Here is an 18,488-nt window from a genome sequence, read left to right on the forward strand (position 1 = left end):
GCAGGTCGAATCAGCGGTTCACGGATCGCGGCACCAGGAACACCAGCAGCGCGCCGAACGCAATCGCAACGGAGATGAAGAGCAGCCCGGCGGTGGACCTGCCGGTCAGGTCGTTCAGCCAGCCGACGATCGCCGGGGAAAAGAATCCCGCGAGGTTCGCGAAGCAGTTGACCGCGGCAATGCCCGCGGCGGCCGACATCCCGCCGAGCAGCGCCGTCGGCAGCGACCAGAACTGCGACGATGACGCGAGAATGCCGGCAGACGCGATGCTCAGGCACACGATCGATTCGCCGACGCTGCCCAGCATCGGCAACGTCGCGAAACCCGCCGCCGCGATCAGCATCGGCACCGCGAGATGGAAGCGGCGCTCGCGGCGGCGGTCGGCGCTCATGCCGATCAGCGGCAACGCGACGATCGCGCACGCATACGGAATCGCGGTGAACAGCCCGACCCACAGCGGATCGGCGACACCGGCCTTGCGAATGATCGTGGGCAGCCAGAACGTCAGGCCGTACTGCCCGAGCACGACGCAGAAATAGATCGCGGCCATCAGCCAGAGCCGGCGATCGGCGACGAATGCGCGAATCGACAGGTGAGCGGTCGTGTGCGCGGCATCGGCCGATACGTTGCGCACGAGCAAGGCCTTTTCGGCATCGGTCAACCATTTTGCGCGGTCGATGCCGTCGTCGAGATACAGCAGGATCGCAAAGCCCAGCACGAACGAAGGCAGTGCTTCGAGCAGGAACAGCCACTTCCAGCCGGCCATCGACATCGCGCCGTGCAGCGAATGCATGATCGCGCCGGACAGCGGCCCGCCGATGATCCCCGCGAGCGGAATCGCCATGAAGAACAGCGACAGCGCCTTCGCGCGCCGCGCCGACGGGAACCAGTACGTGAGGTACAGGATCACGCCCGGCGCAAAGCCCGCTTCGGCGACACCGAGCAGAAACCGCAGCGCATAGAACGCGGTAGGCGACTTCACGAACACGAAGCTCGCGGATATCACGGCCCACGTCAGCATGATGCGCGCGAGCCAGCGGCGCGCCCCGACCCGATGCAGGATCAGGTTGCTCGGCACTTCGAACAGAAAGTACCCGAGGAAAAATATGCCTGCGCCCATTCCGTACACGGTCTCGCTGAACCGCAGGTCGTTGAGCATCTGCAGTTTCGCGAATCCGACGTTGACCCGGTCGAGATAGGCACCGAGGTAGCACAACATCAGGAACGGGATCAGCCGGCGCGCGACCTTCGCATAGGTCGCCGCTTCGAACGTCTGTACATCGCCCTGTTGCAGCATCTCGCCGTGAACCGGCGGTGCGGGATACTTTGCTCTCATGTTTGTCTCCTGCCACGGCCCCGGGTTGTCCCGGGTGCATGATGGGCGGCGCCGCACGTGTCGCGGCGCCGTTTTCAGTGGATCAGCATCCCGCCGTTGACGTCGAGCGTGATACCCGTCAGATAGCTCGACAGGTCGCTCAGCAGGAACAGGCATGCATGGGCGACATCGTCGGCTTCGCCGAGGCGGCCGAGCGGAATGCCCTTGATGATGTCCGCGCGCATGTCGGGCGTCAGTTTGTCGCCGGTGATGTCGGTCTGGATCAGGCCCGGCGTGATCGAATTGACGCGGATATGGTCACAACCGAATTCACGCGCCATCGCCTTCGCGAGCCCAAGCACCCCGGCCTTCGCGGCGCTGTAGTGCGGCCCGCCGAAGATGCCGCCGCCGCGCTGCGCGGATACCGACGACATGCACACGATGCTGCCACCGCGCTGCTCCTGCATCGCCGGCAGAACGGCTTGCGACATGTACAGCGTGCCGCGCAGGTTCACGTCGACGATCGCATCGAAGTCGCGCCCGGAAATCTCCATCGTGCGCACGGGTTGCGTGATGCCGGCGTTGTTGACGAGGCCGTCGATGCGGCCATAGCGTTCCAGCGTCGCACGGGCTGCGGCCACGCATGCGTCGCGGTCGGTCACGTCGCAGGCCAGGCCGAGATGGTCGCGCCCGAGTTCGGCGGCTGCCGCCTCTGCGTCTTCCCGACGAAGGTCGAGGATCGCCACGCGTGCGCCGTGGGCGGCCAGTGCCCGGGCAGTGGCCTTGCCGATACCGCGCGACGACGCGGCGCCGGTCACGATGATGGTCTTCTGGTCGAGCAACATCGGTCGTCTCCTGTGTGTTGATGTGTGCATGGAGTGTCGGCTCCCCTGACACCCGCATCAACGCGGAAACGCTCAGCCATAGTTGAGAAAAATTCAGATGACGGCGCGCGGCCGGTGCTGCAGCACGATATCCCCGGGGGCGCGGCCGAACGGCCCGCTCAACCCGTTTGCTGATGAGCCGCGACTTCTCGCTCGATCCAGGCAAGGAAGCGCTTCACGCGCGGCAGCTCCGCGTTCTGCCGCGGGTAAACGAGATGATGTGCGCCGACTTCGACCGCATGGGCCGAGCCGAACACCGGCACCAGCAGCCCTTCGCGGATCTTCACCGACGCGAGCATCAGGCTTTCGAGCGCAATGCCGAGGCCGAGCGCGGCGGTTTCGAGCGACATGTATGAACGGTCGAACGAAAAATCGAAGGTCTTCTGGGCCGCCTGCGGCACGCCGGTCCGGCCGAACCACTGCTTCCACTGGACCAGCGGCGTTTCGGAATAGATCAGACGATGCGCTAACAGGTCTTCCGGCGCCTTGACCGGATGCCGTTCGAGATAGCGCGGCGACGCGAGCGGCGCGATGAACTCGCCGCGCACGGTCCGGACCTCGAGGTTATCCCAGTTGCCATAGCCGTGCCGGACGTCGATATCGTAGAAGCCGTTCGAGAACGACACGTTTTCGTAAGAGCACGCGAGGTTCAGCTGGATATCGCCGTTCGCCTCCTGAAACGACGACAACCGCGGCAGCAGCCACATCAACCCGAAGCTCGGGCTCGAATGCACGCGCAGGATATCGACTTCGGTGCGGCTCGACGCGCGCTCGGTCGCGCGGCTGAGATCGGCCAACGAGCCGGTGACGTCGGCCAAATAGCGTTCGCCGGTCGGCGTGAGGACGAGGCCGCGCCCCGAGCGCTGAAACAGCGGCTGACCGATCTGCGATTCGAGGTTGCTGAGCTGATGACTGACGGCGGACGCGGTCAGGCCGAGCTCTTCCGCCGCGCGGTTGACGCTTTTGGTCCGGGCGACGCTTTCGAACGCGATGATGGCCTTGAGCGGCGGGATACGCATGTTGGAGTCTTGGGAAATTTGCAGAACGCCGGCAAAGCGATATCGCGCTCGGGCGATCATCCAGGCAAAGCCAGTCCAATATATTACGCGTCAATTCCAGGGCGCCGGAGGACCTCCGTTCACCGTAGACCCAAACAAGGTTGTCCTCGTTTGCGAGGAGCGCATCGCGCCCGCTTTCACTGCACAACCGCGCACGTCCTAACTCAGCTCCTGAAGTTTCTACGTAGAAACCTCGAATCGCGAATGTGTTCCAAGGCAATGCCAGCAAGGCCTTGCGCTCCAGCCCCCAAAACCGGACTTCCCTTACCCCAGTCCGAACACTAAAAAAACAACTGAAAGGCGGACGCGACGAAGCCCTGGATCCGGCGAGCGCGGGAAGTCGGCAGCGTTCTCGGCAGCATCCGAACGACTCGTCGTGTATTAGCGATCGGCACGATTACTTGGTCAGCTGCATCCCCACGACCTTCGAGGCCGACACGTCGAAAGTAGCCGTGTACTCGCACTCGGCTACTTGCCCGAAACGCTTGATCAGGCAGTCCGCGAAATCCTCCTTCGCGGAGTGCCTTTCCTCGACCGAACCAGTCGCGCTCAGATGCCGGGGCTCGCTACTTCGGCGGATCTTTGAGGGCTGCCACCGGCACCGGGCCTCTTGCCTCGTCGCAAAGTGATTCGATGAACCGTCATCTCCCGATGGCTGACTCGAGCACGCTCGAGTCAGTGCTGAGCGCTCGCCAGCTCATCAGAAAACCTCAGCAGTTCAAACCGCGTTCCCGCAACGGACGAGCGATGGTCCGGAAAGTATCGCTGCGCGACGGGACAAGCGGTCACGAAGCGAGTGTGCTTGCGCCGCCCAATAACAGGCATTCACGCACCGAACACAGCGGGCTCGACCATTTGCTTGCTCCACAGCCATTCGAGCAGCTGTTGCGCCCTGGCCGCTTCCATCGATCTGCCGAGAAACGCAATCAGCTCGAGTGGATGCGTTGCCCGCGTCAGCATGTCGAGGAGCGGAAACAGCGCCACGCCATTCCAGAACGCGACGGGTCGATCAAGACTCGGATGCTGCAAGGCGCGATGCGCGGTGACGCGGTCGCCGGTCGCGCAAGGCACCACGACGATGCCGGTATTGCGGGCGAAGCGGATCGGACTGTGCAAGGACAACGGAGGCACGGGCTCGCCGGGCTGCGGCTGGTCCGACGGCACGCGCGCCCATTCCTCTTGCAGCGCGCGCGTCATGAGGTCTACGCGCGCCGCGATTTCGTCGCCGGGCGAGGACGTCGCAACCGGATCGGACGTCAATGCGGGCGTCGAGCGCAGGCGCCAGAAAGGCGATTCGGCGCACCATGCCTGACGGTAGTACCCGGCGGTCCATGCGAGGTGACGCGCCGCGCTTTCGATCAGGCGCGATTCGTAAAAGCGCCGAGCCAGTTCGCGCTCCGAGGCATCGCTTGCCCGGCACCACGTGTTGATCGCGATAGCGGCCTGGAGCGAGAAGCGCATCGCCTTCTCGACGCCCGAGGACGAGATCGGGTCGAGCGCGAACGCCGCGTCGCCGAGCTTGATGCGGCCGTCCTGCCAGGAGAGCGCGTCGACGTAGGGCGTCGATACGCACATGCGCGGCGAATCGCACCAACGCACACCTGCCATGTCCTTGAACAAGGCGCTTCGCGTGCAGGCGTTGCGCAAGACAGACTCCGGCTCGCGTTCGAGCGCGTCGTCCCGTGCGGAGGGATCGAACGTGAACATCACGCGGTAACGGCCGCCCGGCAGCGCAGCACCCCACATCCATCCGTCATCGAGTGCTTCCACGCGCGTGGCGGCATCGGCATGCGCAGCCGGTGTTTCCATCGCGGCTTCGGCCCATACCGTGGACAACCGAGGCGCGTGCAAGCGCTGCGGCTCGCGCCGGCTCTGCCGGCCCTGGGCATCGAGCAGCACGTGCGCCTCGACGGTCCGCAGCCCGTCGGGCGTAGCAATTTGCACGCACCAGGCACCGGGCGCTCCGTCGACTTGCGCGAGGCTCGCCGGCCGCAGCACTTCCACGCCGCGCGCCACGGCCAGGTGCAGCAGCGCCGCATCGAATGCGGCGCGCTCCACGACGGCGCCGTCGTGCGCCACCGTCTCGATCGATTCGCTCGTCCAACGTACGCTCGTGGGCTTGCCTGCGAGGATGGGAACGGATTCGAGCACCTCGTCCGCGTCGAGGTAGTCGATGATGTTTCTGACACCCGGCGTCAGCGCTTCCCCGATCTGCGGACGAGGCCATAGCGGGCTTCGCTCGACGAGCAGCACGCGATGCCCGAGATGGTTCAAGCGCAGCGCCACGCACAGGCCAGCGGGACCGGCGCCGGTCACGAGCATGTCGAACGCGCGATTCACGCCGTTCCCGCACCGCTGGACGACGCGCCAGGCGAACCGGCAAACCAGGCCGGCGCATAGCGCGCGAGCCTGCCGTGCGCGCCGATTGCATAGTGCAGCCAGCCGCGGATGTAATCGCAGGCGCTGCGTCCGCGCTCGAGGACCTCGTGATGGCATCCGCCGCCGCAAAGATAGCGCGCCCAGCATGTATTGCAGGGCTGTTGCTGGTGCACGTGACGCTCGGCGAGCCAGGTCGTCTGGCGCGCCTGATCGACGCCCGTGGAAAGATGCCCCATGACGCCGGCCTCGTCGCCGACGAAGCGGTGACACGCCGCCAGCTCGCCATCGGCGGAGACGCCGAAATACCCCGCCCCTGCGCCGCACGGATACGGCCGATGCGTGCCGCGCTGGATTTCGCGCAGCGCGTTCTGCATGTTCGAAAACGGGTAGCGCTCGCCGCGCATGACCTTTTGCTCGAACGCAAGCCCGCAGGCGATCATCCCTTGCAGCATGTCTGCCATATCGTCCGGGCCCATTTCCGCGCGGCCGTTCGAAGCCCGCAGCAGCGGCGAGAAGCCGACGCTGTGGAACCCCATGGCGACGAAAGTATCGAGCGTGCTCGGCAAGTCGAGATTGAACGGCGTGACGGTCACGCGCGCCGAGACCTGCATGCGCCGCTGGCGCGCCAGCAACGGCGTCACGCGCTCGACGATGTGATCGAACGAGCCCATGCCGCCCTTGAACGGACGCAAGCGGTCATGCACGGGCGCGGGGCCGTCGAGGCTGACGGTGACAGCGAAGCCGTGCTCTTCGAAGAACGCTCCGTCATCTTCCTGCAGCAGACTGCCGTTCGTCGTCACTGAAAACTGGCATCGGATTCCGCGGGCATCGGCGCGCTCCCGCGCGTGGACAGTCGCCGCGCGCAGCACCGCGCGATTGGCGAGCGGCTCACCGCCCATGAATGCAAGATTGATCTTGCCGCCCTCGCTCGCCTGCCCGATCAGCAGGTCGACTGCCGCCAGCGCGGTTTCGAGCGGCATGTTCTTCGCCTTGCCGCCAAATTCCCCTTGCTGGGCGTAGCAATAGGTGCAGCCGAGATTGCATTTCTGCGCGACGGCAAGCGACAACGCGTGCACCGGCATCTCGGTCAACGGATCGTCGTCGATCGCCGGACGCATGTCGAGCCCGCGGCTCGCGACCAGCGAGGCGACGGCCTGCTCGTCCCCGTCCTCGATCGCCGCCTGAAACGCGTCATGCAGATCATGCGGCACATGAAACAGGCGGCTTCCGTTCACGAGCAACAGCTGCGCGCCCTCCGCATCCTCGACCACGTGGATCCCGGGATGCCGCGGGCGCGACGCCTCGACGATACGCGCCGCCATCGCCGACGCCAGCGGCGCGAGCGGCTCGACGGTGGGGTCAGGTTTCATCGGCATCCTTGCCGCGGATCACGAACTGCAGATCCTCCTGCCAGGACCGGAACAGATCGTCGTAGGACCACAACCGCGTGTCGACGCGATTGTCCGGCACGTACGTGCCTGTGCGGCGCTTGGAGAGCCACATGTCGCCGCGCGCCAGCCCGTCGTCGCCCGGCTCGACATTGACGAAGTCGGGTCGCGACGCGGCCCAGTAGTAGCACGCGCATTCGCGATAGTCGTTCTGCCAAGGCGCGCAGAGGCCTTGCGTCAGCTCGCCCGGCTTCAGCATCTCGAGGTTGAAGCTGGCGGTGTCGCCCTCGAAAAAGTGCCTCAGCGTGAGCGTCGTCTTCAGTGTCTCGGTTTTGCCGTGGTCGTAGTACACCTCTTCCAGGGCGTTCTCGTGAGCCGTGAATTCGCATTCGACCGGCTTGCCCTGCAAATGCACGATGCGGGCGATGGAGTTCGACCACTCCATGAACGACACCGCATTGGGGTTGGGCTTGCTCGCCAGCGTGACAGGATCCCCGCCTGGCAGCACCGGCCCTGTCGTGAGGACCATCGTGCCGACCTTGTGGCCGTCGAAGCTCAGCAGGCGGCGCGTCTTGAGATGCTCGTAGCCCGGCTCCGCATCGACGACGTAGTTGTTGTTCTCGACCAGGGTGATGCCGACGAATGCGCGCCGCCAGAAATTGCGGAAATCGAACTCCAGGCCCGGGAAGCAATTCGAAATCGCCGTGCGCGGCATCACCGAGGCCGGGTTGCCCACGCCGCGATGGTGAATCTGCGCGGTCAGGTTGGACGCGCGGATTTCCCCGTTGCCGGGCTGCTCGAGGTCTTTCGGAACGTTCGGGTCGTTAGCCGACATGCTTGTCTCCCTTCGGATCAGGTTGTCCGAACATCGCGTCTCGCGCCGCCTTGATCACAAGATTGATGTGGCGGCGCGTGAGCGTCAGGCTACGGCCATCCGCCCCGCGCATCAGGGCCGGCATCTTGCGCAGGCCCTCGGCGGTCAGGTCGCCGATGTCCTCGGGCTGGCGCAGCAGCTTGGCGAACCACGGCGCGCCACCCGCCGCCAGCGTGCTGAACACGCGCTCGTGCAGCGCACGCAGCGCGAGATTGTCGACGATCGATTCGGCGGCGATCGGCTCGTAATAGCGCTCGAAGTCGGCCGTGTTCTGCCGCACCATCGTGCTCGCGACGTTGAGCCTTCCGTTGACCGGGTTGCCGTTCATGACGGCGGTGTTCATGAGGCGGATCGTTTCGAGCGCACGCAGGACGATCTCCGTGGCTTCGTCGATCGATACGCTCTCTTCCGGGACATGGATGCCGTGGAGAATCTGCTCCATCTCGTCAGACACCACGCGCACCGGCATGGTATCGGGCGCATAGGCCGGCGGCCCGGCGCCGATATAGCCGTGCGCGCGCAGCGTGGAGCCGTCCTTTCTCGTCAGCACGACTTGCACGTGGCCATCGCATTCGTCGTCGAGATAGCCCCAGCTGACTTGATTGCCATCCTTGTCGGCGTATCCGGCAAAAATCTGCGCGGGGTTGGTCGGCGCGGGATGCTCCTTCGTGGGGCCGCCCGCCTCCCTGAAGCCGAGCCACTTGCCCGGCGTCTCGGCGTAGAGCAGGAGATGGTCGCGATCGATGACGGGATCGAGCTTCAGCTCGTCTTCGCGTTCCTTGTCCGAGGTGCGGCGCACCAGCCGCGTACCGTACACGATACCGGCGGCAGGGGTGTAGCGCAGGCGGATCTCGGGGAACTGCGCCGTCGGCTTGACGAACTGGACGTGGCCGAGCGGAAGATGCCGCCCCGGGCGAAAGTGCTCGCAATGGCCATGCATCGCGTGCCGCTTGTGATCCTTGAGGCCGGTCAGGTTCGCGTGGATCTTGTCGTTCGCGTCGTTGGTGCGGCGGTAGATCTTGATGTTGCCCAGATGGATGTCCCAATGCAGGGCGTCGAGATCGAGTTGTTCGGCCGCGAGCAATTGCAGCGTGAGCGGCTGCAGCGTATCAGGCGCCTCGCTCGTGCGCGCAAACACTTCGAGAAAGGGCGCGACGGGCCGCACCTTCTTGTTCTCGTCCTTGAAGCGAATCGTGTCGGGCACATAGGCCTTCACGATCTCGCCGCTTTCGGGATCCACCTCCAGCGTGGTACGCGGCACAATGCGTCGAAAATCGAGCGGGTTGTCGGGATCGACGACGAGGTCGAACGCTTCCAGCGGCGTCGCCGCAGCGCCCAGCCTGCCGACCGCGATGGGCGGCAAAATCCGGAGTTCCAGTATCGGCATGTGCGGCTCCTAGAGTAGCGCCAGGTCGACGTCGCCGGACAGGATGCGTCTGGCGACGGCGGCCAGGTTCCTGTCGGCTTCGCGCAGACTGAGCAAATACGGATGGCGTCCGGCATCGGTCTTGGCCAGCAAGTCCACCACGAGGTTCTCCGATGCCGCGAGCAGATCGAGGTGCCCGCGCCAGCGGTTTGCCTCACCGAACGGGCTGTCGAGCGTATAGGGCATCTGGAACGGCGGCCCCGCGAGCGGTGCGTCCGGCGCGATCGACACGCGCGACTGCATGAGGATCTCCGAGAGTGCGCGCAGGTTGTACATCTCGCCGAACGCCGCATTGACGATCGTGCCGCGCGGCGTGAACTGCCCGGCCGCATTGAGCCCGCCGTAGAGCGTGAAGCTGTGGATCAAGTACTGCAGCAGCATGCGGTAGCGCAGGTTGAACAGCGACGCCCACAGCTGAGTCACCGGCTCGGTGATCGGCGTCACGGGTGCGCCGCCCTGCTCCGGCTCGAGGTCCGGGTCGAGCGCCACGTAGGGATTGACCGCGACAGGCCGCGAAGGCCGCCAAGTGTCGTGCACCTTCGCCGCGTGCAGCTCGGCCGCCGCTGCCGGGTACGCTTCCGTCCAGGCTTCTTCGAGAAAGTCGTCGGGGCGTGCGGCAAGCCAGATGTCGACGCCGCACAGCCTGCCTTCGAGGACCGCGAGCATCTCGACATAGATCCGCAAAAAACGTACGAAATGCGAGGGATCCTTGCCGTGGGGCGCCTCCCCTTGCTTGGAGATTTTATCCAGCGCGTTCACCGCGTCGTCGCGCGAGGTGGCGGGCATCACGAGCACGTCCGGCGTTCCGCCCAGAGAGCGACCGCCGCCGCCCCTGTGGCCGCCCTTGTACCCGCGTCCCCATTCGGCGAAATCCGCCTGACAGCGGTAGGTGTCGGCCTGGAAGACATCATCGGGCAGGTGGTGCTTGACGAGCGGAATCAGCGTATGAAACAGCTCGGTGACCTGATGAGGATTGGAGGCCTGCTCGCCGACGCGCCGGCGGATATCCTTGCCCAGCTCGCCGCCGTCCCAATGGAGCGGCGCCTCCGTATAGACGTATTTCGCGAGCGAATCCAGCGTCAGCGGTTCGAGCATGAAAGGGAACGGATAGAACGGCGTATCCCATGGGTAATCGTCACGCTCGAAATGCAAGGGCGAGCCGATCAGGCGCAGCACGTTCTGCACCGTGATCAGGTGGCCCATCTCCTCCTTGGCGATGCCGAGGATGGTTTCCTGCCAATTGCGGACCGTGTCGCGAAACGCCTCCGGCACCTGCGGCCCGCCCAGCGAATAGCCGGCGTACAGATACTGCACCATCAGGCAATGCTCGATTTCCGCGTCGATGGACAGCAGATAGGTGACGTAGTCGCGCGTCGATAGCTCATGCTTGTGCAGAGGCTTGGTGGAAGGGTCTTCGGCGACCTGCTCGCCAAGCGCAAGCCGCCGTAGGGATGAACCGCCGGGCGCGAGATGCCGCCACAGTCTTAGAGATTGCATTGCCGCTCCTTATTGCTACGTCTGAAATAGAGGGTCGTGCAGTACTGCAGGGAATGGCTGGTATTTCGGTATTGATGCGCGCCAAACGTCTTTCAACCAGCCGCGCGGTCATTCGAGCGGGCGCGTCGCCGCCCCTCCCGCTCGTCTTTCCCGGCGGCGGGGATATTGCCCTCTGTCGACTTGACTGACGGATCGCCAAACCACAAGGTGCCGACCGTGTCCATGAGCGACTGCGGCTTCAAGCCTTGCAACTCGTCCCAATAGGGGATCGACTGCTTGACCAGCTTGACCATATAGGCGTCGGGATAGGGAATGCGGAACTGGCGCGACACGCCGGCCGAGCTGCCAAGCTGGTTCACGAAGGTGAACTGCTCGAGCACCAGCGTCCTGGCCTTGCGCTTGCCGAGATGGTAAGCGGTCGATAGGCCCATGGGCCCTCCACCGACAACGATGACGTCAAAGCGTTGCGTTGCGTCGTGCATGTGGGGCTCCAGGGCATCCGGAAGCACATCGATTACAGCGATCCGTGAGATCACGGTCCCGATTGATGCAGCAATGGCCGAGTCGCTAGGCGAGCTTCAGAGAGGCTTCGGAAAACGGAATGGATGACGCCATTTTCATGGTTGGCGATGCGTCGCCGTCCGTCTCACGCTTAGCTAGTCGCTGCGGTCGAATTACATGCGAGCGGCGGTATGTGAGCAAGCTGGCAATCCTGACAGGAGGTGAGATCTCAATCGCGGTGCGTCGCGGCGAATCAGGGTTTCTTCCTATGTTTTTGTGGCCGATGTACGTGTGGTACATGACCTCGGACCGGATCGATAAGGATGCTCCAATCGCCCGGGCCGTAGACATCGAGTCAAGTTCGATCAGGCCGGTAGCCGCAGCTTCAAAAGCTGCTTGATCTCACGTTGCCTCGATCAATTCGCTCTTGCGCACCATCGTCAGGAAAATGAGGCGCAGGGCGAGCCGGATCGTCGGGTAGGTCGCCACCTACTCCAACAGTCGATGCATGAGCCGAATTTCCAACGTCGACAGGACCCGGTCCTTCGGCATAAACGTGGCAATCGATGCGACGCCAACCCCGTCAGCGGGGTTCGCGATTTTCCGCCGTGCAGAATCGCTTGAGCATAAATCTGCTTCACGATATCGCGACAATGAACTGTAGTAGACCTACTGATTCAAGTCAGGCTCGCGCAGGTGATACACCGCGCCCGGCGCAAACGCGTAAGGCTCGCTCACATTCGTCACGAACCAGGTTACCGCTTTGTGCTGAACCTGCGTTTGGTTGGGCAATCGTGCTGTAGCGATAAAAGAACAGTTCGCCGGCGATGCCATTGGACGCGCACACGAGCGTGACGGGGCGATCACGCAGGTGCCGCGCGGCTGAGCGGCTGAGCGACGGGTCCCTGCCAGCCACGGCCGGGCCCGCTCGACGCGCGGCCTCAGCGAAACGACCAGTTTCGATGCGCGAAGTAGCTGGTGAACACAGGTGCCCCGACGCCGGCCAGGTGCGCCAGGTCCTGCGCATGCCAGCCGAAGCCGATGGCCGGCATCAGGTGCTGGGCGAGCCCCATGCTGACGGCCCAGGTCTGCAGCAGCGCGAACAGGTTGACGGCCGTGAAGGCGGCCGCCGAGCGCCAAGTGCGCTGGCCGCCCGCGCCGAACACGTAGCGGCGCGCCAGTAGGTAGCCGCAGCTCACGCCCACCACCCAAGCCAGCACGATCGCCGTGGTATAGGGCAGCCATAGGCTGAACAGCATGCGCGAGCCGAGGTTGGCCGCCGCCGCGATGCCGCCGGTGGCGAGAAAACGCGCGAAGCGGTGCGCGCCCTCTCTCCCGACCGCCGTCGTCGCCGTTCCCGCTCCCGCGGCTCCGGAACCCGGCGCGCTCATAGCATGCGCGCCATCCGGCGCGCCAGGCCGATGCTTTCGGAGATCCCGCGATCTTCCGGGTAGTAGTGGCAGGTATCGGCCACCAACAGGCCTTCCACCGGCGTGCGGATCGGCGGCAGCCGATCGAGGAAGCCCGGGCCGCAGACAGGCTGCGCGTGACGATAGCGGTTCACCCTCACCTCCAGCACATCCTCGGCGCTCAGTGCCGGATTGATGCGACTCAGGTAGCTGACCACCTTGGTCTCGTAGGCCGCATCCGGCTCGGCGTACTTCGGATGCGTGCCCGGCATGTAGAACGGCACGTAGACCACATGCGCATCGAGCGGGCGCAGGTTGGTGTATTCGACGATGCCTGGGATATCCATGGCGGGATCGTTAACGTTGAGCCAGAAGTTGTCGCTCACCTGCTTCGCCAGCTTGACGATCACACAGACCACGGCGACGTTCGGAATCGCGCGCCAGGCGTCGAGGATCTCGGCCGGCAGGTCCGGCATCAGGCGCGGCGCGTGAGCCAGCGGCACGGTGCTGATCACCTGCTCGAAGCGCTGCTCGCCGGCGGCGGTGAGCACGCCCCTCACGCGGCCCGCCTCGATCAGCACGCGCTGTACCGGCTGGCCGAGCCGCAGCTCGCCGCCGCGGCGCTCGATCTCGGCGCGCATCGCCTCGAGCAGCACCGCCGAGCCGCCCTCCAGGTAGCCGAGCTTCTCGCGCATCAGGCTGTAGCGCGAGCGGCCGATGCGGCGGATGCGACTCCAGATCCAGGCGGCCGAGAGATCCTGCGCGTGCTCGTAGAACTTGTAGTCGAACAGGCGCCGCCACAGCACCTCCCAGGCTTCCTCGCCGATCCAGCGGCGGATCCAGCCGGTCGCCTCGATGCGGTCCAGGTCGCGCCAATGGTCGCGCCGCGTCGCCAGCAGCGCATGCAGCCCGTAGCGGAACTTCGCGATCCAGCCCAGGCCGCGAAAGCGCAGCAGCGCGAGCGGATTGCCCCAGCGCTGCACACGGTTCCGGTAGAAGTAGCCCATGCGCGTCTCGACCCAGCGCAGGCGGTCCTCCAGGCCCAGCTCGCGCAACACCTCGAAGAAAGCATGGTCCGAAGCGGCATGGAAGTGGTAATAGCGTTCGATGTCGATGCCGCCGAAATCGAAGGAGGCGGCCATCCCGCCGATCCGGTCGTCGGCCTCGAACACCACCACCCGGCGCCCGTCGCGCGCGAGCTGGTAGGCCACGCCGAGCCCCATCGGCCCGGCGCCGAGCACGGCCACTGCCGGCTTGTCGCTGCGTCGCTCCATCGGGCCTCCCTCAGAAATCCAGCTGGACGCGGCTGTAGACCGGGTCGCCGAAGGTCTCGCCGACCGCCTCGCGCAGCGAGGTGGCGCGCACCCCGAAGATGCGCTCCCAGTCGATCACCTCGAATTCGTCGCCGGCCGTCAGCGCCCGCAGCTGCGCGGCGGTAAACGGCGGATCGCGATCGAACCAGGCATAGATGGTCAGCAGCGCATGGAACAGCCGGTACGGGATCCTGACGATCGCGCAGCGTGCGCGCACCGCGCGGCGCACCTCGCGGATCAGGTCGATGTAGTCGACGCGCTCGCGGCCGCTGATGTTGTAGACCTGGCCGCGGATGCGCGCCTCCAGGCAGGCCACGATCACGTTGCAGAAGTCGCCCGCGTAGAGCGGCTGGCGCACGAAGCGCCCCGAGCCCGGCACCGGGAACACCGGCACGCGCTGCATGAAGCGCGACAGCCAGCCCAGGTGCTTGCGGTCGAACCAGCCGAACATCAGGGTCGGGCGCAGCACCACGCAGTCGATACCCGAGGCCAGCACCATCTGCTCCTGCTCGCGCTTGGTCTGCGTGTAGAAATCGTCGCCGACCGACTCGACCACCGAGGAGCTGATGTGCACCGTATGCGGCACGCGGTGCAGGCGGATCGCCTCCAGCACCTGGCGCGTGCTGTCGAGGTTGTTGCGCACGAAGGGCTCGCGCGTCGGCCCGCCGATCTGCGCCTGCAGCATCACCACCGCGTCCGCGCCCTCGAAGTGGCGGGACCAGTCGCCCGGCTCGGCCAAATCGGCGTATTCGGCGACGATGTCAGGATGCAGCCGGCGCAGCACCGCCAGGTTCGCGCGATGCTTGTCGAGCACCACAATCTCTTTCACACCGCGGCGCTTGAGCCGCGCCACCAGGTTCTGTCCGACGAGCCCGGCGCCGCCGGGCAGGATCACTCGCAGGTTCACAGGGACACTCTCTTGAAAAGGAAGCCGGGCATCCAGCGGATCGCGCACATCACGCCCGCCCAGAACCACGGCGTGTAGATCGCGTCGCGACGGCGCGCCACCGCGCGCACGATGTCGGCCGCCACGCGCTCGGGCCGCGCCACCAGCGGCCCCGGCAATTGCAGATGGGCCGTCATCGGCGTGGCGACGAAGCCGGGCTTGATCACCAGCACGTGCACGCCCGATTTCGCGAGCCGCGCGCGCAGGCCCTCGCAGAACGCCACCACGGCAGCCTTCGCGGCGCCATAGAGGTAGTTCGAGGGCCGCCCGCGATCAGCCGCCACCGAGGCGATCACCGCGATCGTGCCGGCGCCGCGCGCGGCCATCCGGTTGGCCAGCGGCGTGAGCAACGCGATGGTGGACAGCCCGTTGGTGCTGAACTCGCGCACCGCCAGCGCCGCGTCGCGCTCGCAGGCGGCCTGCTCGGGCAGCGAGCCGTGCGCGACCAGCGCAAGCTCGATCGAGCCCAGCGCGCGCTCGGCCGCCTCCAGCATCGCCGCGTGCGTGTCGAGCGCATTGGCGTCGAATTCGAGGGTCGCGACGCGCGACGCTCCGCGCAGGCGCAGGTCGTCGGCGATCTGTTCGAGCCGGCCGGCGCGCCGGCCGGCCAGGCACAGCGCGGCGCCCTCGCCGGCCCAGCGGCGTGCACATTCGGTCGCGATCGCCGAGGTCGCGCCCACGATCAGGATGGTCTTCATGTCTTGGTGGTCCGTTGCCAGAAACGCGACTGGATCGCCGGGTCGCGCAAGGCCTCGACGCGCGTCCAGGCCGGATAGGCGCGCCGGAAGTCCTCGCCCGACATATGGGCGTCCTTCGCGGGATAAAGACGGCCGCGCGCGCCGCGCACGATCGCGTCGAGTCGCGCGAACAGCGCCGCGTTGCGCGCGTCGTGCTGGGCGAAGTCGAGCGCGAGCGAGGTGCCCTCGAGCGGGAACGACAGCAGCCCCGGCGAGACCAGCGCCCCGCAGCGCTTGAGCACGGCCAGGAAGGAACCGGCACGGCTGGCCGCAATCGCCGCCAGCATCTCGCCTATCGCGTCGCGCGCATCGGCAGCCGGCACCACGCACTGGTATTGCTGGAAACCGCGCCGGCCATAGATACGGTGCCATTCGAGCAGGCCGTCGAGCGGATAGAGGAACGGCAGCAGGTCGACCCGCGCGCTGCCGGCGGCGCGGCCGGCGCGCCAGTAATGCAGGGCGTTGAAGGCCGGCACCGACAGGCGGTTCACCAGCGAGAACGGCGGCGTGAACGGCACCGCCAGCTGCCGCGTCGACGGCCGGCTACGCATGCCGGAGCGGCCAGCCGCATTGCCCTTACCCCCATCCTGCTCGCTCTGACCACGCGTTTCAGCCGGCGCCGCATCGGCCACCGTCAGCACGCCGCGACCCAGCGCCTTGCCGCGGCTGCCGCAATCGATCCAGGCCACGCTGTACTCGTGGCGCGCATCGTGCTCGTTCGACAGCGCGAAGAACTCGTCGAGTCCGCCGAAGCGCATCTGGCGCAGATCGACACGAGCCGAGGGCACCTGCATCAATTGCAACTCGACCCAGCTGATCACGCCGGTCAGGCCGAGTCCGCCGATGGTCGCCGCGTACAGCTCGGGATGGCTCCGCGCATCGATCTCGAGCGGCCCGAGATCGGAGCGCACCAGGCCGAAACGCGTGACATGGCGGCCGAAGGTGCCGCGTATGTGATGGTTCTTGCCATGCACGTCGTTGGCGAGCGCGCCGCCGAGCGTCACGTAACGCGTGCCCGGCGTGACGGGCAGCATCCAGCCGCGCGGCAGCGCCGCGTCGAGCAGCACGTCGAGCGTCATGCCGGCTTCCGCGCGGATGCGGCCCGTCTGCCAGTCGACGTCGATGAAGCGGTCGAGCGACTTCATCCACAGCACCTGGTCGGAGACGGCCAGGCAGCTGTCGCCGTAGCTGCGGCCGTTGCCGTAGGCCAGCACCGAAGCCCGCCGCCCGCTCAGTCCGCTCAGCAGCGCGGGCAGGCTGTCGCGCCAGTACACCGGCGCGCCCGTCTGAGGATGGCGCGGATAGCGCGCCCAGGATCGCAGGCCGGTCGTGCTCATATCGCGCTGACGAAGACCAGCGCGAACAACGCAGCCACGCCGAGGCTGGTGGCATCGGTGGCGGCGAACAACACCGGGTCGCTGTTCATCTGGCCGCGATTGGTGATGATCCAGGTGCGGCTGACCCAGTACAGCAGCAGCGGGCAGGACAGCCAGATGCGTTGCGGATTGGCGTAGAGCATCAGGGTGACGGGATCCTGGATGTAGAGCGCGAGCACCAGCACCGACAGGTAGCCGGCCGCCGCGCCCAGCGCCAGCACGATGGCGCGGTCATCGCTGACGTAGCCGCGCCCGCGCGCCTGGCCGCCGGCCAGCGCCACCAGTTCGGTGTAGCGCTTCACGAGCGCGAGGCTCAGGAAGATGCACATCGAGAAGGCAAGCAGCCAGAAGCTCAGGCGCATGCCGAAGGCGGCCGTGCCGGCCGCGAGCCGCGCCGTATAGAGCGCGGCCAGCGTGATCACGTCGACGATCACCATGCGCTTGAGCACGAAGGAATAGGCCACCGTCAGCGCGTAATAGGCCGCCAGCGCCAACGAAAATGCGCTCGGCAGGCAGCTCAGCGCGATCGCCAGGGAGGCGGCCAGCAACAGCGGAAAGGCGATCGCGCCCGAGAGCAGCGACAGCGCCCCGCTAGCGAACGGCCGATGCCGCTTGACCGGGTGATGGCGGTCGTCGTCGAGATCGACCAGGTCGTTGAGCACGTAGACGCTGGAGGCGCACAGCCCGAAGGCGAAGAAGGCCAGCAGGCCCTGCAAGAACATCGCCGGCTCGCCGGCGCGATGCGCGGCGAACAGCGGCACGAACACCAGCAGGTTCTTGAGCCATTGATGCAGGCGCAGCGCGCGGGCCCAGACGCGCAGGGTGCCGGCACGCGTGTCGATCACGTGCTCGACGTTGCCGTTGCGCTGCGCCTCGCGCGCGATGCGCCGGGGCGCGTTGACCACGTAGGCACGCTCGGCCGCGCGCCAGGCGGAAAGATCGTCGCGGGAATTGCCGACGTAGTCGAAACCCTTGTCGCCGTAGGCGCTCACCAGCGCGTCGCGCTTGTTGTCGGCCGACAGGTTGACGGCGCCGTCGCTGGCGAAGGTGCGATCGAACAGGCCCAGGTGGCCGGCGATCGCATTGGCGTAGTGCGAGGCGCTGGCGGTGGCCAGCGTGATCGGCCGGCCCTGGCTGCGCTCGGCGCGCAGCCATTCGAGCACCGCGCCGTTGTAGGGCAGGCTCGTCACGTCGACGCTGGCGGCCTCGGCCAGGCGTTGCTTGAGGCCGGCCTTACCGCCCTGCAGCAGCCACAGCAGCGGCCGATAGAAGCGATGCGGCCAGCGCTTCAGGTAGGCGAGCCCGGACTCGACCAGCATGTCCGACTGGATCAGCGTCCCGTCGAGATCGACGACGAGTATCTTGTCAACTTGCATGAATCGCCT

General features: G+C 66.2%; 15 protein-coding genes and 1 pseudogene. All 16 read right to left on the reverse strand.

The genetic code is table 11. The annotated features are described in order from the left end of the window. Positions 1–10 precede the first annotated feature (10 nt). The 16 genes and pseudogenes from F3J15_RS11025 to F3J15_RS11100 all read right to left on the reverse strand — a co-directional run bounded on the left by F3J15_RS11025 (position 11) and on the right by F3J15_RS11100 (position 18,479). Positions 11–1,336 (reverse strand): MFS transporter, encoded by a 1,326-nt coding sequence (locus tag F3J15_RS11025; RefSeq protein WP_166890729.1) that lies wholly within the window; start codon positions 1,334–1,336, stop codon positions 11–13. 74 nt (positions 1,337–1,410) lie between these two features. Continuing rightward, positions 1,411–2,160, reverse strand: coding sequence for a glucose 1-dehydrogenase (locus F3J15_RS11030; protein ID WP_166890732.1), 750 nt, complete (start codon positions 2,158–2,160; stop codon positions 1,411–1,413). Positions 2,161–2,318: 158 nt separating this feature from the next. Further along, complete coding sequence (locus F3J15_RS11035; protein ID WP_069249971.1) at positions 2,319–3,218, reverse strand: LysR substrate-binding domain-containing protein; 900 nt, start codon at positions 3,216–3,218, stop codon at positions 2,319–2,321. A gap of 864 nt (positions 3,219–4,082) precedes the next feature. After that, a complete protein-coding gene (locus tag F3J15_RS11040; protein ID WP_166890735.1) occupies positions 4,083–5,597 on the reverse strand; it encodes a tryptophan 7-halogenase in 1,515 nt (504 codons plus the stop codon). After that, positions 5,594–6,718, reverse strand: a complete 1,125-nt coding sequence (locus tag F3J15_RS11045; RefSeq protein ID WP_240158980.1) for a radical SAM protein — start codon at positions 6,716–6,718, stop codon at positions 5,594–5,596. The genes F3J15_RS11040 and F3J15_RS11045 overlap by 4 nt, the downstream gene beginning before the upstream one ends. A gap of 277 nt (positions 6,719–6,995) precedes the next feature. Then, positions 6,996–7,859 carry a hypothetical protein gene (locus F3J15_RS11050; protein ID WP_089449108.1) on the reverse strand — a complete coding sequence of 288 codons (864 nt, stop codon included), beginning with the start codon at positions 7,857–7,859 and terminating at the stop codon, positions 6,996–6,998. Next, positions 7,849–9,285, reverse strand: a complete 1,437-nt coding sequence (locus F3J15_RS11055) for a hypothetical protein (RefSeq protein WP_166890740.1) — start codon at positions 9,283–9,285, stop codon at positions 7,849–7,851. Before F3J15_RS11055 ends, F3J15_RS11050 begins: the two co-directional genes overlap by 11 nt. A 9-nt stretch (positions 9,286–9,294) precedes the next feature. Beyond that, on the reverse strand, positions 9,295–10,821 hold the full coding sequence (locus tag F3J15_RS11060; RefSeq protein WP_166890743.1) for a ferritin-like domain-containing protein: 1,527 nt from the start codon (positions 10,819–10,821) through the stop codon (positions 9,295–9,297). Positions 10,822–10,913: 92 nt separating this feature from the next. After that, on the reverse strand, positions 10,914–11,303 hold the full coding sequence (locus F3J15_RS11065; RefSeq protein WP_240158971.1) for an FAD-dependent oxidoreductase: 390 nt from the start codon (positions 11,301–11,303) through the stop codon (positions 10,914–10,916). 424 nt (positions 11,304–11,727) lie between these two features. Continuing rightward, positions 11,728–11,987 (reverse strand): annotated as a pseudogene (locus F3J15_RS37750) (integrase); the annotation flags it as partial. 276 nt (positions 11,988–12,263) lie between these two features. Continuing rightward, the gene (locus F3J15_RS11075) at positions 12,264–12,713 is read right to left on the reverse strand and encodes a GtrA family protein (RefSeq protein ID WP_089449105.1); all 450 of its coding nucleotides are present in this window, start codon (positions 12,711–12,713) and stop codon (positions 12,264–12,266) included. Beyond that, positions 12,710–14,005 (reverse strand): NAD(P)/FAD-dependent oxidoreductase, encoded by a 1,296-nt coding sequence (locus F3J15_RS11080; protein WP_089449104.1) that lies wholly within the window; start codon positions 14,003–14,005, stop codon positions 12,710–12,712. Before F3J15_RS11080 ends, F3J15_RS11075 begins: the two co-directional genes overlap by 4 nt. Before the next feature lie 10 nt (positions 14,006–14,015). After that, complete coding sequence (locus tag F3J15_RS11085; RefSeq protein WP_060362602.1) at positions 14,016–14,951, reverse strand: NAD(P)-dependent oxidoreductase; 936 nt, start codon at positions 14,949–14,951, stop codon at positions 14,016–14,018. Further along, entirely contained in the window at positions 14,948–15,688 is a 741-nt protein-coding gene (locus F3J15_RS11090; RefSeq protein ID WP_166890746.1) for an SDR family oxidoreductase, read from the reverse strand. The genes F3J15_RS11085 and F3J15_RS11090 overlap by 4 nt, the downstream gene beginning before the upstream one ends. Next, entirely contained in the window at positions 15,685–17,064 is a 1,380-nt protein-coding gene (locus F3J15_RS11095) for an FAD-binding oxidoreductase (RefSeq protein ID WP_166890749.1), read from the reverse strand. The genes F3J15_RS11090 and F3J15_RS11095 overlap by 4 nt, the downstream gene beginning before the upstream one ends. Continuing rightward, positions 17,061–18,479, reverse strand: a complete 1,419-nt coding sequence (locus F3J15_RS11100; protein ID WP_166890751.1) for a UbiA family prenyltransferase — start codon at positions 18,477–18,479, stop codon at positions 17,061–17,063. Before F3J15_RS11100 ends, F3J15_RS11095 begins: the two co-directional genes overlap by 4 nt. Between the last annotated feature and the right edge of the window lie 9 nt (positions 18,480–18,488).

Origin of the sequence: Burkholderia sp. Ap-955 (assembly GCF_011753045.1) — a bacterium.
Taxonomy (GTDB): Bacteria; Pseudomonadota; Gammaproteobacteria; order Burkholderiales; family Burkholderiaceae; genus Burkholderia; species Burkholderia lata_D.

Bases quoted from the DNA above. Each gene is read 5' to 3' on its own strand.
- F3J15_RS11025 (WP_166890729.1), bottom strand. From the start codon at position 1,336: ATGAGAGCAAAGTATCCCGCACCGCCGGTTCACGGCGAGATGCTGCAA.
- F3J15_RS11030 (WP_166890732.1), bottom strand. From the start codon at position 2,160: ATGTTGCTCGACCAGAAGACCATCATCGTGACCGGCGCCGCGTCGTCG.
- F3J15_RS11035 (WP_069249971.1), bottom strand. From the start codon at position 3,218: ATGCGTATCCCGCCGCTCAAGGCCATCATCGCGTTCGAAAGCGTCGCC.
- F3J15_RS11045 (WP_240158980.1), bottom strand. From the start codon at position 6,718: ATGCCGGTGCACGCGTTGTCGCTTGCCGTCGCGCAGAAATGCAATCTC.
- F3J15_RS11050 (WP_089449108.1), bottom strand. From the start codon at position 7,859: ATGTCGGCTAACGACCCGAACGTTCCGAAAGACCTCGAGCAGCCCGGC.
- F3J15_RS11055 (WP_166890740.1), bottom strand. From the start codon at position 9,285: ATGCCGATACTGGAACTCCGGATTTTGCCGCCCATCGCGGTCGGCAGG.
- F3J15_RS11060 (WP_166890743.1), bottom strand. From the start codon at position 10,821: ATGCAATCTCTAAGACTGTGGCGGCATCTCGCGCCCGGCGGTTCATCC.
- F3J15_RS11065 (WP_240158971.1), bottom strand. From the start codon at position 11,303: ATGCACGACGCAACGCAACGCTTTGACGTCATCGTTGTCGGTGGAGGG.
- F3J15_RS11075 (WP_089449105.1), bottom strand. From the start codon at position 12,713: ATGAGCGCGCCGGGTTCCGGAGCCGCGGGAGCGGGAACGGCGACGACG.
- F3J15_RS11080 (WP_089449104.1), bottom strand. From the start codon at position 14,005: ATGGAGCGACGCAGCGACAAGCCGGCAGTGGCCGTGCTCGGCGCCGGG.
- F3J15_RS11090 (WP_166890746.1), bottom strand. From the start codon at position 15,688: ATGAAGACCATCCTGATCGTGGGCGCGACCTCGGCGATCGCGACCGAA.
- F3J15_RS11095 (WP_166890749.1), bottom strand. From the start codon at position 17,064: ATGAGCACGACCGGCCTGCGATCCTGGGCGCGCTATCCGCGCCATCCT.
- F3J15_RS11100 (WP_166890751.1), bottom strand. From the start codon at position 18,479: ATGCAAGTTGACAAGATACTCGTCGTCGATCTCGACGGGACGCTGATC.